The 16,190-nt window shown below is 70.0% G+C and carries 16 protein-coding genes and 1 pseudogene; 10 read left to right on the top strand and 7 right to left on the bottom strand.

Going from position 1 to position 16,190, the window contains the following annotated elements:
* Positions 1-128: 128 nt before the first annotated feature.
* Together SGA01_RS14395 and SGA01_RS14390 are read right to left on the bottom strand one after the other, a co-directional pair.
* Positions 129-1,016 carry a ketopantoate reductase family protein gene (locus SGA01_RS14395; RefSeq protein ID WP_141296898.1) on the bottom strand — a complete coding sequence of 296 codons (888 nt, stop codon included), beginning with the start codon at positions 1,014-1,016 and terminating at the stop codon, positions 129-131.
* Between the two features lie 134 nt (positions 1,017-1,150).
* On the bottom strand, positions 1,151-2,335 hold the full coding sequence (locus SGA01_RS14390) for an MFS transporter (protein ID WP_141296946.1): 1,185 nt from the start codon (positions 2,333-2,335) through the stop codon (positions 1,151-1,153).
* A 55-nt stretch (positions 2,336-2,390) separates the two neighbouring features.
* On the opposite strand from SGA01_RS14390, the gene pdxR reads away from it, so the two are divergent.
* Positions 2,391-3,869 (top strand): MocR-like pyridoxine biosynthesis transcription factor PdxR, encoded by a 1,479-nt coding sequence (gene pdxR / locus SGA01_RS14385; RefSeq protein ID WP_141296897.1) that lies wholly within the window; start codon positions 2,391-2,393, stop codon positions 3,867-3,869.
* Positions 3,857-4,573, top strand: coding sequence for a maleylpyruvate isomerase family mycothiol-dependent enzyme (locus tag SGA01_RS14380; protein ID WP_141296896.1), 717 nt, complete (start codon positions 3,857-3,859; stop codon positions 4,571-4,573). Before pdxR ends, SGA01_RS14380 begins: the two co-directional genes overlap by 13 nt.
* A 188-nt stretch (positions 4,574-4,761) precedes the next feature.
* Here SGA01_RS14380 and SGA01_RS14375 read toward each other — a convergent pair whose 3' ends face one another.
* Positions 4,762-5,310 carry a hypothetical protein gene (locus SGA01_RS14375; RefSeq protein ID WP_141296895.1) on the bottom strand — a complete coding sequence of 183 codons (549 nt, stop codon included), beginning with the start codon at positions 5,308-5,310 and terminating at the stop codon, positions 4,762-4,764.
* A gap of 298 nt (positions 5,311-5,608) precedes the next feature.
* Between SGA01_RS14375 and SGA01_RS14370 the strand changes: the two genes are divergently transcribed.
* Positions 5,609-6,385, top strand: a complete 777-nt coding sequence (locus SGA01_RS14370) for a YoaK family protein (protein ID WP_141296894.1) — start codon at positions 5,609-5,611, stop codon at positions 6,383-6,385.
* On the opposite strand, the gene SGA01_RS14365 is transcribed toward SGA01_RS14370, so the two are convergent.
* Positions 6,375-6,860, bottom strand: coding sequence for a carboxymuconolactone decarboxylase family protein (locus SGA01_RS14365; RefSeq protein WP_229918365.1), 486 nt, complete (start codon positions 6,858-6,860; stop codon positions 6,375-6,377). The genes SGA01_RS14370 and SGA01_RS14365 overlap by 11 nt on opposite strands.
* A gap of 113 nt (positions 6,861-6,973) precedes the next feature.
* Here SGA01_RS14365 and SGA01_RS14360 point away from each other — a divergent pair, with 113 nt between their 5' ends.
* Together SGA01_RS14360 and SGA01_RS14355 are read left to right on the top strand one after the other, a co-directional pair.
* Complete coding sequence (locus SGA01_RS14360) at positions 6,974-7,897, top strand: pirin family protein (RefSeq protein WP_167534100.1); 924 nt, start codon at positions 6,974-6,976, stop codon at positions 7,895-7,897.
* Positions 7,898-7,955: 58 nt separating this feature from the next.
* Positions 7,956-8,336 (top strand): GNAT family N-acetyltransferase, encoded by a 381-nt coding sequence (locus SGA01_RS14355; RefSeq protein WP_141296891.1) that lies wholly within the window; start codon positions 7,956-7,958, stop codon positions 8,334-8,336.
* A 60-nt stretch (positions 8,337-8,396) separates the two neighbouring features.
* On the opposite strand, the gene SGA01_RS14350 is transcribed toward SGA01_RS14355, so the two are convergent.
* Positions 8,397-9,194: a VOC family protein gene (locus tag SGA01_RS14350; protein WP_141296890.1), complete on the bottom strand. Its 798-nt coding sequence runs from the start codon at positions 9,192-9,194 to the stop codon at positions 8,397-8,399.
* A gap of 269 nt (positions 9,195-9,463) precedes the next feature.
* Between SGA01_RS14350 and SGA01_RS14345 the strand changes: the two genes are divergently transcribed.
* Both SGA01_RS14345 and SGA01_RS14340 read left to right on the top strand, forming a co-directional pair.
* Positions 9,464-9,856: a hypothetical protein gene (locus tag SGA01_RS14345; RefSeq protein ID WP_141296889.1), complete on the top strand. Its 393-nt coding sequence runs from the start codon at positions 9,464-9,466 to the stop codon at positions 9,854-9,856.
* A gap of 243 nt (positions 9,857-10,099) precedes the next feature.
* Positions 10,100-10,489 (top strand): hypothetical protein, encoded by a 390-nt coding sequence (locus SGA01_RS14340; RefSeq protein ID WP_141296945.1) that lies wholly within the window; start codon positions 10,100-10,102, stop codon positions 10,487-10,489.
* 433 nt (positions 10,490-10,922) lie between these two features.
* Here SGA01_RS14340 and SGA01_RS41045 read toward each other — a convergent pair whose 3' ends face one another.
* Entirely contained in the window at positions 10,923-11,177 is a 255-nt protein-coding gene (locus SGA01_RS41045; protein ID WP_167534099.1) for a hypothetical protein, read from the bottom strand.
* Positions 11,178-11,303: 126 nt separating this feature from the next.
* On the opposite strand from SGA01_RS41045, the gene SGA01_RS41040 reads away from it, so the two are divergent.
* Both SGA01_RS41040 and SGA01_RS14325 read left to right on the top strand, forming a co-directional pair.
* The gene (locus SGA01_RS41040) at positions 11,304-12,014 is read left to right on the top strand and encodes a hypothetical protein (protein ID WP_167534098.1); all 711 of its coding nucleotides are present in this window, start codon (positions 11,304-11,306) and stop codon (positions 12,012-12,014) included.
* Positions 12,015-12,421: 407 nt separating this feature from the next.
* Complete coding sequence (locus SGA01_RS14325) at positions 12,422-12,643, top strand: hypothetical protein (protein WP_141296887.1); 222 nt, start codon at positions 12,422-12,424, stop codon at positions 12,641-12,643.
* Here the strand turns inward: SGA01_RS14325 and SGA01_RS14320 are convergent.
* Positions 12,633-14,894 carry a Dyp-type peroxidase gene (locus SGA01_RS14320; RefSeq protein WP_255325192.1) on the bottom strand — a complete coding sequence of 754 codons (2,262 nt, stop codon included), beginning with the start codon at positions 14,892-14,894 and terminating at the stop codon, positions 12,633-12,635. The genes SGA01_RS14325 and SGA01_RS14320 overlap by 11 nt on opposite strands.
* A 345-nt stretch (positions 14,895-15,239) precedes the next feature.
* On the opposite strand from SGA01_RS14320, the pseudogene SGA01_RS14315 reads away from it, so the two are divergent.
* A pseudogene (locus SGA01_RS14315) lies at positions 15,240-16,190 on the top strand (glyoxal oxidase); the annotation flags it as partial.

Genomic DNA, 16,190 nt, shown 5'->3' with positions numbered 1-16,190 from the left:
GAGCGACAAGAAGCCGGGGGCGTTGTCTCCTGAAAGCGGGCGGTGAACACGCCGGGGTGTTGTGTATGGCTTTGGACTGTCGGCACTTGACGAGGTGCCCCCGCCGCCGTCGGTACGGGCCGGTGTTGCTACTGACTTGCTGTGGGAACCAGCTCTGCGACGAGACGTGCGGTAATCGGGGTCTCGATCCTGTGAGTGGCCGCGGCCCGTAGGACAGCCCCTCCGATGGCGTCGAGCTCGATCGGGTGGCCGTTCTCCGCGTCGCGCTGCATCGAGGACTTCATCATCTCGGGGGCCCGGTCGAAGAAGGAGAGCACGGCCTCGGCGGTCACCGGTGTGCCCGCGGCGCGGGCCACGGCAGTGATTTCGTCGAGTACGGCAAGCAGCTCGGACCGCCGCTCGTCGCGGATGGCGCCCACAGCGGACTGGTAGCGCGTGGTCAGCAGGGCGAACGGGGCGAGGAAGGAGAGTTTGTCCCAGAGCATCGTGCTCTCGTCGGTGCGCAGGGTCACGTCGAGGCCGGCGTGCCGAAGGTGGGATGCGAGGTCGGCGAGCGGGGCGGCCAGTTCGAGGGCGGTGAAGGGGCTGGTGTGCGCGATGCGTCCGGGCGAGGTGCGGGTGGCCTCGACCCTGATGGTTCCGGCCACGACCTGGCCGGCCGGATAGTGTCGGCGCAGTGCTGCGAGGTGGTCGAGTCCGTTGAGCAGCGGTACGACGATACCGTCGCCGAGGACCTGCGGCGGAACACGGTCGAGGGCGGCGGGCAGGGCGGTCTGCTTGACGGTCACGAAGGTGACGTCGACCGGTTCGCGCAGCAAGGTGTCAGCTTCGACCGGAGTGGTGAAGTCGCCGTACTGCGTGCTCTGCACTCGCAGGCCCTCGCGGCGCAGCACGGCGGTGGTCTCCTCGCCGGCCAGGCAGACGACGCGGTGTCCGTCGCGGGCGAGCAGCGCGCCGATCAGGCCACCGACACCGCCCGGTCCGAGGATGGCCACCGTCACGGTGTTCGTTGTCATGTGCGCTCCTGTTCTTGGGAGACCCGTGCCCGTTGGGCGGTCTCGTTGCTGAATGCGGTCAGTTCGTCGACGGGATCGCGTCGGCAGGTGCTGGTGGTCGAGCCTTGGCCCCCGGCCGTGTGTGGTTGCGCCGGTCATCGACGGGAGCCGTTGGCCAGGCGGTCGCGCCAGGCCGGGGCAAGGGCGGTGAGCATCAGCGCGGCGGTGAGGGTGAAAGCCAATGGGTACCCGGTCTGGCCTGCGAGCACCCCGAACCCGACGGCGCCGACGCCCATGCCCGCGTCGTAGGCGAAGTTCCACAGGGCGCTGACGGTGCCGTAGCCAGACGCGGGGACACGCGCGTACATCAGCGTCAGCGTGGCGTTCTGGGTGACTCCGAAACCGACCCCGAACAGGGCCACGCCGACGACAACGGCGACCGGGCTGTGGGTCAGAGAGGTGAGCAGCGTTCCTGCGGCGGAGACAACAAGGCCGGGCAGGACGAGTGAGGCCGGTCCGTTCCGGTCGCCGTGTCGGCCCGCGACCCAGCGGGCCACGGTTGACGCCGCGGACTGGACGAACAGGGCCATGGCCACGACTCCGGTAGAAGCCGACGGGACGGCAAGGGGGAGGAAGGTGACGGTGATTCCGGCAGCGAGCGCAGTAGCCGAGAAGACGACGGCGGGCCGCAGAAGAGCGGCCGTCCGGAACCCGGCCAGCACCCCGATCGACCGTCCCGAGGTCGGCTCGCTGTCCGGCCGGCCCGGCAGGCCCGGCACCGAGACGATGGCGGCCAGCGCGGCCACTGCGCCAGCAATGCAGACCGGTACGTACCCCACGTGCCCTACCAGCCACACCCCCAGCGGCAGGGCCACCAGCGACGGAACCCCGGACACGATGCCAACCAGTGCCAGCCCCTCACCACGGCGCTCGGGCGGGATCAGCGACGCCGTCAAAGCGCCACCCGCGACGACCGTGAACGCGAAGCCCAGACCCCGCACGACACAGACCGCCGTGATCCAAGCCGTGCTCCCGGAAGCGGTCAGCACCAGCGTGGGCGTGCCGAGGAGGACCAGCCCTGCCACCAGTACCAGGCGGTAACCGAAGCGGGCAACGAACCGGGGAGTGGCCAGCCCGCCTCCGACCGTCGCCAGCATCAGCGCACCCGTGGCCAGTCCCGCGGCATAACCGCCTCCGCACACCTCGGCGTAGAGGGGGACGACCGACAACAGCAGGTAGAAGCTCGTCGAGGCACCGATGACCGAGACGAAACGCAGCAGCAGGGGCCGCGTCACCAGCGGCGGCCGCGAACCGGCGCCCTCAGCTCGAGAGTTGATCATCCTGTTCACACGACGAAGCTAAAGGCCAAGCGGATCGCCAGTAAGATCCAATTCCATGCCTCTGGAGTGGTCCGGTCTGTCACCCGATCTGTTGCTGGTCATCGACCGGGACAGCGGCGAGCCGCTGCGATCCCAGCTGGAACTCCGGCTGCGGGACGCGATCCGGACCGGGCGGCTGCAGATCGGCGAACGGCTGCCGTCCTCCCGTGAACTCGCTCGGATGCTCGGGCTGTCGCGCGGGCTGGTGCAGGACTGCTACGCCCAGCTCCAAGCCGAGGGATACCTCGTGACACGCGTCGGCTCAGCCACCCGGGTCGCCGCCGGCGCGGGCGCACCGCCAGCGCCCACGTCACCGCCCTCGGCACCTCCACGCCTGGTGGCCGACTTCAAGTGGGGCGTCCCGGACTTGAGCAGCTTCCCGCTCGCCGACTGGCTGTGGGCCACGCGCGAGGCGGCACGCACCATGCCGACGGCGGCGCTTGATTACGGAGACCCGCGCGGCAATGTGGCTCTGCGCGAGGTCATGGCCGGATATCTGCGGCGGGTGCGCGCCGCCGCAGCGGATCCGGAACGGATCGTGATCTGCTCCGGCTACGCGCAGGGCCTCGGTCTGGCCCTGCACGCCCTGGCCCGGACAGGTGTCCGTACGGTGGCGTACGAGGACCCCGGCTCACCGGCCACGATCTCCTCTGCCGCGTCCTGGGCGGGCCTGTCGGCGATCCCGGTACCGGTCGACGAGCGCGGCATCGACGTGCAGGCACTCGCCGCGACCGACGCCCGCGCCGTCGTCATGACCCCTGCGCACCAGTGGCCCACCGGTGTCGCTCTGGCACCCGAGCGGCGGCTCGCCCTGATCGAGTGGGCCAGGAGCCGGGACGCCGTCATCATCGAGGACGATTACGACGCCGAATTCCGCTACGACCGGGAGCCGGTGGGCGCCCTGCAAGGACTCGCCGCCGACCGCGTGATCTCCATAGGCACCGTCAGCAAGTCCCTCGCGCCCGCGCTGCGCATCGGGTGGATGCTCTGCCCTCCCGCACTCACCGAGCTGATCATCGAGCACAAGCAGCTGAACGACCGCGGGTCGCCCACACTCGATCAGCTCGCCCTCGCGAGAATGATCGAGTCCGGCCGCTTCGACCGGCACCTGCGCCGGATGCGGACAACCTACGCGGCACGGCGCACGACCCTGGTGGCGGCGCTCGCCGAACATGCCCCCGAGGTCAGGGTGACCGGCCTCGCGGCGGGCTTCCACGCGGTAGCGCACCTCCACGGACCGGCCGACGAGCAAGACCTCATCGCCGCCGCCCACGCCCGATCCGTGGGCCTCTACGGAATGAGCACCTGCCGTTCTTCGCATGCGACAGAGCCAGTGCAGCTGATCCTGGGGTTCGGCAACGTCGGTGAACGCGCCATCACGGCAGGCATCACGGCGGTCGGAGGCCTGCTGAGGGGCCGATATCCCGCGTCGCAGGTCCGCCCGACGCTCGGCGACGACTACCCCGCCACTACGGTACGAACATGCTCGACATAATCGAGGAAGTCACCCGCTCCGGTGCCAGGATCACCGCCACCCTCGACGCGCTGACCGACCTGGAGATGCGTGCACCCTCGACGCTGGCCGGCTGGACCCGCGGCCACGTCATCACCCACCTGGCCCGCAGCATCGACGCCTATGGGTGGTTGCTCGCCGTGGCCCGAACCGGTATCGAACCCGCCCCGAGGACGGACGCCAAGTCGCTCGCCCGTACTGTCAGTGAAGGCGCCGACCGCCCCGCGGCCGAACTCGCCACCGACCTGCGCAGCCGCCTTGCACACCTGGCCGAAGACGCCACATCGATGCCCGTGGAACGTTGGGACACCCTGGTCACGGCACTGGCGGGCTGGCGGCACCCGGCCTGGTACACCCTCCACCGCTGCTGGCGCGAACTCGAAACGCACCACGTCGACCTGAACGCCGGCTACCGCACCACCGACTGGCCCAGCACGTACGTGACCTGGGCACTCGACGACACCATCACGGCGCTCGCCGCACTCGACTTCCCCGTCGCCCGGGTCAAAGCCCTCGACATCGGCCGATCCTGGACCCTGTCCCCGACCGGCCCCGACATCACCGGCTCCGGCCACGCCCTCCTCGGCTGGCTCAGCGGCCGCGCGCTCGACCCCCCGCTCACGTCCGACCGTCCACTGCCGGTCCCGCCCGACTGGCCCCTACCACAAGCCCCCGGCTGGAGCTGATCGCGAAGACCTCCCTACGGGTCGTCGAGTTGTTCGGAAGGCCCCCTGCCTTCATGCCCCGACCACGGGAAGATCACCCAACCGGGAACCCTCGTTCGACCGCCAAGCGAACCTCTCGGTACTACAACGGCTTCTGAACGAGTGCGTCGCTGGGGTCGGTACCCAGCGGTGACCTGGGTCGGAAGCTACTAGGTCACCTCGTGGACCGTGCCCCCCTCGGTGGTCATGCGAATCCGGTCAGTCGTCGTCCACTCGGTCTGGCGTAGCGCGTTGTCTTCGGAGTCACCGTCGAAGCAGCCGACACGCCAGCGGCGTTCCAGAGGCTGGTTCCCCTGGTGGACGTAGACGCACCAGACGGGGTCCACATAGCCGCCCACCGTCACCACGAACCGGCGGTCGCCGCGGCCGGGAGCCGCCGCCTCCGTTTCCACCTCCTCGTCAGTACCGAACGCTGCGGAGGCGAGGCCACCAAGAAGCAGCATCGGAACGCCGACGAAGAGCAACACGGTGACCAGCGGCGTGCGCAGCGAAGAATCCGTCAGCCCCAACAGGACCGCCCCGGTCGCCGCGGCCAGGGCAAGCCAACCCAGCAGAAGGACGTACTCGCGGAACCTGAGCAACAGGACCAGAGCGCCCTCGCCTCCCGAGCCGAGCCCGGCCACAACCGCGGCACCGAGGACGACCGCGACCGTCAGCAGCAGGAAGGCCAACGGTCCGCGATACCGCGTGAAGTTCATGATCCCCCCGAATGATGTGGATCACGCAACCTATGGAGAGGGCGGGCCAGAGGCCGGCGCTGACGGGATGGTACGAGGAGTTGCACGAGCGACAGCGCAAGGCGCACTCCTCACGCCGTAACCGCCAGAAGTGAACACCAGGCCCACCAAAGGCTTCGGCATCTCACCGCTTACCGTGCACGAGCTCGTTAGCCGAGGGACACGGCCGCCCTCCGCCGACCGATGACTCGGCGTGGCGACGCGGGGGATCGGGAGCGGATCGGTGATGCTCCCTCCGTGGTGGAAGGAGCGCCGGAGGATGCGCAAGCTGTTGGCCGACGTGGCCCACTCGCTGGTTCCGCCGCGGGGCGACCGGCACGGGCCGCTGCCACCGCTCCTGCTGACGCTGACAGTGGTGACCGGGCTGGTGGATGCGGTGAGCTACCTCGGGCTCGGGGAGGTCTTCGTGGCCAACATGACCGGCAACGTGGTGCTCCTCGGCTTCGCGCTGGCGGGCACCGCGGGGCTCTCCGCGCCCGCCACCGCCGTGTCGACGGCGGCGTTCCTCGTCGGCGCGGTGGCCGGTGGCCGCTTCGGCTGCCGGTTCGCCGGGCACAGCGGGCGCCTGCTCGCCTCGGCCATGAGCGGGCAGGCGGTGCTCGTCGCGGGGGCGCTCGGCACCGCCGTCGTGGCGGACGCCAGGCCGACCGACCCGGCCCGGTACGCCCTGATCGTGCTTCTCGGGCTCGCCATGGGGCTGCAAAACGCGGTCGTCCGGCGCCTCGGTGTCCCCGACCTGACCACGACCGTGGTGACCCAGACGCTGACGGGCCTCGCCTCGGACTCCACCCCCGACTCCGCTCCGAACTCCACTCCGGGCTCCCCCCACGACTCCGCCCCGGACGGCGGGGCCGGCCTCCGGCGGGGTCGTCGGATCCTGTCGGTCCTGGCGATCCTCCTCGGCGCCCTCGTGGGCGCCCTGCTGCTCCGGGTCTCCCTGGCACTCGTCCTTGGGGTGGCGCTGGCGCTGCTCGCGGCGGCCGTCCTGGTCACGCGTCGTCTGTCGGCCACCGACGCGGCCTGGGTCAGGCCCTGACGTCCCGTACGGGATGCCGGCTGAGGATCGAAACGCGGTTGAAGGCGTTGATGGTGATCGCCACCCAGATCACTGCGGAGATCTCGTCGTCGTTCAGGACCTCCCGGGCCAGGTCGTAGGCCCGCTCCTGTGCGAGGGAGTCCGCCGGGTCGGTGGTGGCCTCCGCCAGGGCGAGGGCCGCGCGCTCCCGCGGGGTGAAGAGCTCGGTGTCCCGCCAGGCGGGGAGCACGCCGAGACGCCGGGTCGTCTCCCCGGCGCGGAGCGCCGCCCTGGTGTGCACGTCGAGGCAGGAGGCGCAGCCGTTGATCTGCGAGACGCGGAGGTTGACCAGTTCCACCAGGACGCGGTCGAGGCCCGCCTCGGCGGCGGTCGCGCGGACGGCGTCGGCCGTCGCCACCAGGGCCCGGTAGGCCGTGGGAGTCTGCTTGTCGAGGTAGACCCGTCGACCGTCCTGAACCACTGTCACGTCGTTCACCCTGCGCTCCTTCGACCGACCCGTGCGCGTCACGGGTTTCGGGGCTATGATCATTCATAGTTGTTGAAAGTAAAACTATAGTCTCGATGTGCGAGATACGAGAGGGGTCGGGCATGGACGACACGGAGGTGCAGGTACTCAGTGCCCGGGACGTCCCGCTGGGCGGCCCGCGCGCCATGACCGTACGGCGCACCCTGCCCCAGCGGTCCCGGACGCTGATCGGAGCATGGTGCTTCGCCGACCACTACGGCCCCGACGAGGTCGCCGAGTCCGGCGGAATGGACGTCGCTCCCCACCCGCACACCGGCCTGCAGACCGTGAGCTGGCTGTTCAGCGGCGAGATCGAGCACCGCGACAGCCTGGGCAGTCACGCGTTCGTACGGCCCGGGGAACTGAACCTCATGACCGGCGGCCACGGCATCAGCCACACCGAGGTCTCCACACCGGGCACCACCGTCCTCCACGGGGTGCAGCTGTGGGTGGCACTGCCCGGCGCACACCGTCACGCCGACCGCGCCTTCCAGCACCACGCCCCGAAGCCGATCCGGTTCGAGGAAGCGGAACTCCGGGTGTTCCTCGGCTCACTGGCCGGTGAGACCTCCCCCGTCCCCACCTTCACGCCCCTCCTCGGCGCCGAACTCCTCCTCGCCCCCGGTGCCACGGTCGCCCTTCCCGTCGACCCGGCCTTCGAGCACGGCCTGCTCGTCGACGAGGGAACCGTCCGCCTCGGCGGCACCTCGCTGCGCCCGGCCGAGCTCGGCTACGTCCCCACGGGGCACGACACCCTGACCCTGACGAACGAGTCCGACCACCGCGCGCGGGCGGTCCTCCTGGGCGGCACGCCGTTCGACGAGGAGATCGTCATGTGGTGGAACTTCATCGGCCGCAGTCACGCGGACATCGTCGAGGCCAGGGAGGAATGGGAGCGCGCCTCCGAGCGCTTCGGGCACGTCCACGGCTACCCCGGCGCCCGCCTCCCCGCCCCTGCCCTGCCGAACGCCGCTCTCACGCCCCGGGGAAACCCGCCCCGCGCGTGACCCGCGCCCCGGACCCGACCCCGATCCCCACCGACCCCCGACGCAGACAAGGCAGATCATGAGCGAGCAGAAGCCCGAGCAGGGAACCGCGCAGGAGACCGGGCGGGAGGGCCGCACCCCCGTCGTCCGTCGCGTCGACCCCCGCCACCGTTACGAGATCCTGGTCGACGACCGGCGCGCCGGCCTCACGGCGTACCGCGACCGCGACGACCGGCGTGTCTTCTTCCACACCGAGATCGACGACGCCTACGCGGGCCAGGGCCTCGCCTCGACCCTGGTCGAGCAGGCCCTGACCGACGTGCGCGCCTCCGGGATGCGGATCGTGCCGGTCTGCCCGTACGTGGCGAAGTTCCTGAAGAAGCACGAGGAGTTCGCCGACATCACCGACCCGGTGACCCCGGAGATCGTCCAGTGGCTGGACGCGCAACTGGGCCGCTGAGCCAAACCGGAAGTCGGGCGCCCTACCCGGCCACCCGGCCTCCCGGGTCGGCCGCCCGGCTCAGCCGGCGACCGGGGCGAGGACCACGAAGTCGGCGTTCGACGGGTCGAGACAGACGGCGAGCCGGCCGACGCCCTCCGCGTCGTCCGGTCCCATCTGGACGTTTCCGCCCCTCGCGGTGACCCTGGCGACCGCGGCGTCGCAGTCGTCGACGGCGAAGACGGGGTGCCAGTACGGCCGCCCGTGCGCGAGGGCGAGGTCCGCCTCGCTCAGCTGCATGAGGCCGCCGTGCATCCGCTCCTCGGGGAGTCCGGCGGGGGTGATCAGGGCGTACGTGCCCCCACCGCCGGGCAGTTCCATGTCGCTGAACTGCCAGCCGAAGACGGCGCCGTAGAACTCCTTGGCGGCCGCGGCGTCGGTCGTGTACAACTCCGTCCAGGACAGTGAACCCGGCTTGTCGACCAGATCGACGCCCTTGTTCGTTCCCGGCTGCCACACGGCGAACTGTCCGCCCAGCGGGTCGCTGTACTGCGCCATGCGGCCCCACTCGTCGAGGTCCATCGGGGCCACCCGGACCGTGCCGCCCGCCTGCTCGACCGCCCGGGTCGTGGCGTCCGCGTCGGTGACGCTGTAGTAGATCATCCAGGCGGAACGGGCGCCCTCCTCGGTGAGCTTGCCGAGCCCGGCGACGATCTTCCCGTCCTTGCGGAACATCCCGCCTTCAATCTCCTCCGACTCCCCCATGGACTCGTACTCCCAGCCGAGCACGCCGCCGTAGAAGGCCGCGGCGGCCCCGACGTCGGGGGCGCCGAGGTCGAGCCAGCAGGGCGAGCCGGGTACGAAGTCAGTGGTGATCATGGTGATGACCTTTCGCAGAGGCGGTACGCCCCCAGGCTCGCACCGGACCCCAACCCTCGCCCGTCGGCCGCTCGCGCGCCGCCCCGATGCAGGGCCGCGCGCACCGGTCCGGGCATCGGCCACGCGCCCGGGCCGACGACCCCGCCGGGGTGCTTCCCCCCGGCCGTCCCGCCGTCTCCGGGCACCTCGCGGTACCGGCCCGATCAGCGGCGAATCCGGCGCCCAGGTACCGCGTGTGGACGCATCTGGGAGCGGGATACGGTGACGAGGTGACGGAGACACTGCCCGCTGATGTAGCCCTCGTGCTGGAGGCAGTCCTCCGCAAGGACGATCCGGTCCACCTCGCACTTCGTCGGCAGGTGCCGCACATCCGCGTGCAAGGCCGCTGCACGTGTGGCTGCGGCACCGCGTACTTCGATCTCGACACACACGCGGTGGAGCCGGCGCCATCCGGCCCAGGCACTGTGGTGGCGGCCGAGGTCCTCATCTTCACGGAAGACGGAGAGTGCCCGGGCGAGGTCCTGGTCTTCGCGCAGGGCGGCTACCTCTCTTCGTTGGAGGTCTGCACTTGGAGCGACGGGACTGAGGTGACGCTGGCCACCGCCGTACGGTCATTGCGCCCCGGATGTCAGCCTTCATGCCAAGTTGAGGCGTCCGACTGATCAACCTTCGGGCGCTCGATGAGCTCGCGGCCACGCCGCCACGAAGTCGTCACGGCCGATCGCCATGGCCAAGTACTACGGATCATGAAGATCGAACGGAGCGTCGAACGCCCAGTCCTCGACACTCGTCTTGACCGCACCGCCGTCGGGACCGATCTCCACCCGCAACGAATAAAACGATCTTGGGCAGCCTCGTCCTCGTCTCCGCAGACACCCCTTGGACCACACCACCAGGAGGAACCAGTGTCACACCCGCACCTGCTCACGCCCGAGGAGAAGCTCGCCGACGCAAAGAAGCTGTTGAGCCTCCCTCCTATCGTCGTGATCTGCGGCTCCACCCGCTTCATGAGCGAGATGAACGAGGCCGATCTACGGGAGACCAAAGACGGAAAGATCGTCGTCAAACCGGGCTGTGACATGAAGTCACCGCACAAACTTTGGTCCGATCCAGTCGAGGCCGAGGCACTGAAGGTTCGACTCGACGATCTGCACCGGGCGAAGATCCGGCTCGCTGATGAGGTGCTCGTAGTCGGCGACTACATCGGAGACAGCACCCGAGCCGAAATCGCCTACGCCCGGTCGCTGGGCAAGCCCGTGCGATACACGCACCCCGAAGTCGACCCTGACGCCTGACCGCCCGCGCCCACCTCGACAAACAGGGCCAGCAGCCTAACCGTCTCGCGGTGGCTTCGGCGAGCGCGAGGCGCTGCTTGTGCAGGGTGGTGAGCTCCTCGGCCAGGCGCTGGGACTCGGTGTCGACGTCGGTGGTCAGGCTCTCGACGGACCGGTGACCGGCGGTCAGGACCCGCTGCTCGTAGGCCTCCTCGGAGTCCTGGTCGGGCAACCAGTACTTGCCGGCCTCGCGGGCGGCATCGGCCCAGGTACCGATGGCGGTGCGGGCTGTGTCGACCGCGACGACATAGGAGTGGTGGGCGGCATGCCACGCGGTAGCCGTGCTCAGGGCCTTCCGGCGGACCTCGACGAGGTGGAGGGCTCGGTCACGGCCGTGGCGCGCGGCCGGTTCGGCGGCGTGCCGCGGGCAGATGAAGTTGTAGGCGGCCAGCGCTTAGGAGAGTTGGACGAGGTCGGCCTGGAACTCGCTGTTGCCGGCGCCGTCGGGGTGGTCGGCGACATAGCGGTGGGCGGCGTTCAAGATGGTTCGGCCGTCGGCTTCCACGTCGGTTCCGGTCAGGCCGTCGATGGTCACCGTAGCCATGGGGACCTCTTTCATGGGCCGGGCGTCGGGGTCGATCCCCTGGGACCGGAGATCGGCGTAGATGGTGGGGCGGGAGGTGCGGGCTGCCTCGGCGAGCGCGGACACTCGGGTCTCCCCTGCAAGCCACGCTGCCGCCACCAGGGCGTGGAACGAAGAGCCTGAGTCGATCTTCCGGCGGAATGAGTACGACTACTCAGGCGGCCGGAGGCCACCGGCCAGCAAGGTATCGGCATGCGATCGATTCTCCTCCCGAAGCCCCTGCTCACCGCCGCACTCGGCAGCGTCGTCGTCCTGGCCGCCCTCGGCACCCAGAGCGCCCACGCCGCCACCACCCAGGTCACCGCCCCGCGCGCCTCCGCCACCACCAATGCCGCCTCCGCCCCCTCGGCTCGCGCCTCCGCCGTCAACGCCGCCGTCCGCGTTTCCGCCCGTGCCTCCGCCGCGCGGACCGCCCGGGCGGCCACCGTCCTGACGAGTGCCCGAGTGGCCGAGGCACGGTTCCTGGAGCTGGCCAACCTCATCGGGCAGAGCTGCGAACCGAGGGTCTTCAGCGCCGTCGGCCACGTGACATCGGAACCGACCCCCGACTCCACCCAGCCCGTCCTGTCCGACCCGGTGCCGCTGACCACGACGGAGCAGTGCGCCGCCCAGCGGCACCAGCTGCGGATCCGCAAGGCGTTCGCCGGAAAGGAGACGGCCACGTACGAGCAGATGCGGGCCGGGCTGACGGGCCTGGAGTACCCCGGAGCGCGGATCCACCGCATGCCGAACTTCGCGGGCAAGCCCGTGGCGAGGCTCGACCTGCGCGTGGGAGCCGGACGCCTGGCCCTGGAGGTCACCTACATCGGCCACGGCGTCATGGTCGAGGCGTTCGGCGCACCGCAGGACTTCAGCGTGACCGACGTCCGTTTGAAGCGGCACCTGGACCGGCCCACCTCCTGAGAAACCACCTGCCAGGCCGCCCACGGCCCGGCAGACAAGGCGGGCGGACTCCGGATGGGACCTTCCAAGGGCTCTCACCCCAGTCGGCGTCCGATCTGCGGACCGCAGCAGCAAAGGCCCCGCAACCTGAGGTTCCGCCCCTTAGCCCCTGCGTGCGCAAGACCGGCGGCGATCCGTCGGCGGAGACGAGGCGTACGCATCAGCACGCCCGAATCCCGACCGGCGCGCGGGATCGAACGCCTGCCTCGTGACTTCTTCCCGGGCTGGGTGGCCTTGCCCCAGACACACGTCCGCCTCAGACGCCGAAGGGAGTCTTCCGAACGGCCGTAACCCTGAACCGCCGTCACGAGTCCCTGTGGTCGTGGCGCTTGGACGCCACGACCACAGGGCGCCTGGGAGGACTCCCCTTGAACCGCCTCAGCCCCGCCGGTCGGCCCCTCGCCGTTGCCGCCGCGGTCGCCCTCGCGGCGACCGCAGACGGCCTGATCGCCCCGTCCCTCGCGACCGGCCCGGCAATGGCATCCGCCACGACCCAGGAACAGGCGATCTCCGTACCGCCCGGCACGGTCGCCCTCTCCGGCGGGCCCACGGGCTTCCTGTCGCGTCACAAGGCGCCGGTCAGCCCGTGAGGGACCTCCACATCGTCAGCGGCCGGTCCTCGACCGTGACCTGGTCCTCGTGACCGTGGCCGTCACGGATCACGATGATCCGGTACGTGTCCTGGTGGAAAACCCAGAACAGACTCATGCCGTTGATCCTCTGCATGTCGGGGACCGCGAGGAACTCGTCGACCCACGTGATCCCGGCGAGCGATCGCCACAGGTCGAGGCCGCGGTCGCCGCGTTCGAGGTTGTCCTGGTGCATCCTGCCGTCGGCGACCGAGACGAGACGGTACACCTGACGGTCCATCACGGTGTGGAACACCCAGTACCAGCTCTTGCCGTCGACCCGCTGCATATCGGGGACCGGCAGGAAGGCGTCCACACTCTCGATGCCGTTGAAGGAGACCCACGCGGAGAGCGAGCGGTCCGGGAGGTCGATCGCGGCGGACCGCTCCAGCGGTCCGGACTCGGCGCCGTCGGCGATCGAGATCTTCCGGTAGACCTGCCGGCCCTCGATGGTGTGGAACAGCCAGAACCGGCTGCGGCCGTTGATCCGCTGCTCGTCCGGGACGGGCAGGATCGCGTCGACCTTCTTCACCCCGGCGTAGCACGGCCAGGTGCTCAGCGGCCGGTCGGGGCGTTCGCGGACGTCCGTGTGCTCGTCCCCGTCGGCGATGGAGAGGGTCCGGCAGACGGCATCACCGTCGGCTCCCGTCCCGTACGCCCAGTACCAGCTCTTGCCGTTGATCCGCTGCATGTCGGGGATGGGCAGGAAGGCGTCGGTCGGCCGGACGTCGGCGGGCGGCTTGTCGGTGAGCCTGCCGTCACCGAGCAGTCGTAGCAGTGTCAGCGAGGGGACGAAGGCGTAGACGGACCCCTCGGTGACGACGAACTGGCTCATGCTCAGCTGAGTGGTCTTGCCGGGGCTCTCGTAGCTGAGCGTGCCGGCGGCGCCGACCATTCCGTCGGGGCCGGGCTTGTTGGGCCGGTTGGGCGGAAAGTCCGGGCTGTCGATCCACGCCTTCTGAATGAACTCGAACTGCTGCACAAGGTCCGACTGATAGCAGACGAAGAGCAGACCGCGCTTCTCGTCGGGCCCGCCGGGCCCCTCTGAGGCGGGATCGAAGGGCGCGCCGTACGGGGCGCCGCGGCGGATGATCCGCCGTCGGTCCATCACCGGATTCTCGTTGAACGGCGGATCGCCGGGCTTCTCCTGCAGGCCGTCCCGGGGGTTGGTGCAGCGCAGGTGCGAGAAGAGCGGGGTGATGAAGCCCTCGGGATCGTTGCGGTAGCCGAAGTCGTTGTCGTCACCGGCCAGCGCGTTGGAGGGCCTGTCGGCGTTGGGGCACGTGGCGACGGGGGTCCCCGAGCGCCACCGGCCGACGAGGCGGGCCGCCAGCCACTCCGAGGTGGCCTCGGGGGGCACGACCTTGGCCTCCTTGAGCACTTTCAGCTGCCCGGCGACCTGGGACCAGAAGCCCGGGACGTCCTGGCCGAGCCGCCGCACCACTTGAAAGGTTCCGTTGTCGGCCCAGTCGGGTGTCTCGTGAGACTCACCGCCCACCCGGTCGTGGCCGACGACGAACTCGCCGGGCGGGATCAGCCGCGTACCGTGATGGCCCTTGACGTACTCGGGCTTGCCGGGGTCCGGCTCGTCGAAGCCGATCACGCCGGGCTCGCTGACGCCGTCCTTGAATCCGAAGTGTTCCTTGCCCCTCCGGCTTCCGGGCAATGTGGCGGCGTCCTGCTGGAACACGATCACGATCTTGGCCGCGGCGCACGCCTCTCTCTGCTGCCTGACCATCGCCTGGAGGTCCTGGACGGTGTCGGAGGCGACGGTGAGCACGGCGTGGACGACCTGCCCCTTGCCGTTGCCGAAGAGCCACATCTCCGGCGAGCTGTCGCCGGTGTCCCCGAGCGCCCGCTTGGCCGAGCCCTGCTTGAACGCCTCCAGGCCACTCCCGGGCCTGACAGAGGGCAGCGGGTCCTTGCCGGTCAACTCCCGAAGACCCGCGCAGGTGAAGCTCACGTTGATCCACGTGGCCTTGAGCGTCTTCGGGTCGTCGCCGGCCGAGGCCTTCCTGGCCTTGCTGAAGGCGGCGTTGAAGGTAGCCACCTGCCGCGTCGTGGAGATCTGCGGTTCCAAGCCTTTGACCCAGGTACGCGCCCGCGCCTCGTCCTCGAACTTGAGGAACAGCAGGGTCATCTGGTCCTTCTTGAAGCCGGCGATCACATCGCCCTGGATGTCGTCGCTGTCACGCAACTTGAGATCGTCCACCGTGCTCACTCCAGAAGATCGACACCTCCACACCATTGTCGCGTGGAGTAATCAGCAAAGTACGCGGCACTCATGCGGGACTCCGGTGGCCGACCGGCCGACGGAGCCGTCCATCACCCGTTTGTTTTCCACAAACGTGCTGGTCGGGGGGCGCACGAAGCGCGTTGGAGCGCTTTCGGCGCTCGGGATCACCCGCCTGCATGCCTCGGGGTGACAGCCGAGCGACCCACCGGAAAGCTGAAGCCTGTCACTCTGCGTAAACAGGTGGCAGTCCTGGCGCGCCCTCCTCCGACGTGTCCCCTGGTCGGGGGCCGGCGCGCCCACACCTCCGCGGCAAGGAGTCCCATGTCCCGCAGCAGTCCGCCCCCGCCCGCCCGCCGCCGGCTCGCCACGGCGATCTCCGTCTGCGCCGCCACCGCGATGGCCGCGTCGGTGGCCCTGGCGTCGGCAGGCCCCGTACTCGCCCACAACGGTCACGACGAGGGGGGCGATGCCTATCCCTACGGCCCCGCCTCCCGGGCGGCGACCGCACCGGTCACCGTCGACCCGGACGAGGCGGCGACACTGGGCACGGAGCACGCCGAGGAGCACGCCCGCACCCGGAAGGCACTGGCCGACGTCGGCGAGTACCCGCAGACCACCCGTACAGAGCGGCTCAAGTCACTGACCGCCTCTCAGGAGAAGGCCAACGCCTACTTCGACGCCGGCGAGTTCGGCCGGTTCCGCGAGTACTTCCAGTCCCCTGACTTCGCGGCCCACATCGCGCTGCTGCCGACCGGCAAGGTCCTGCTGTTCTCCTTCGAGCGCATCGAGGTCAACCCGCAGAAGGAGCCGGCCCCCACCAACACCATCGGCAAGGAGAACGCCGGCCGCGCCTGGATCTGGGACCCCGCGAAGGGAACCGGCCCCGGCGCGTTCTCCGAGAAGAAGCCGCCGGTCATCAACATGCCCGACGGCAAGAACGAGCCCCGCCCGGCCCCGTTCTTCTGCGCCGGCCACTCCTACCTGCCTAACGGCATGCTCGGCGTCTTCGGCGGCAACCTCGGCGGAAACGGAGGCTCCGGGGCCAAGCTGTCCCTGGTCTTCGACCCCTGGGCGGAGGAGTGGTATCTGAACAAGGACATGTCCGTCGGCCGGTGGTACCCGAGTGTGGTCACCGGGGCCGACGGACGTCAGCTGATCATGTCCGGCCAGTCGGAACTCGGCTGGGGCACCCCCACCCCGCTCGTCGAGCGCTTCCCCTCCGCGGCCCACCCCGTGCCCGTCGACAAGACGGTCAAGCCGATCGGCTGGGGG

Origin of the sequence: Streptomyces gardneri, from assembly GCF_006539185.1 — a bacterium.
Lineage (GTDB): Bacteria > Actinomycetota > Actinomycetes > Streptomycetales > Streptomycetaceae > Streptomyces > Streptomyces gardneri.
The sequence above is the reverse complement of the archived record's forward strand: the minus strand, read 5'-3'. Positions and strand labels throughout refer to the sequence as shown.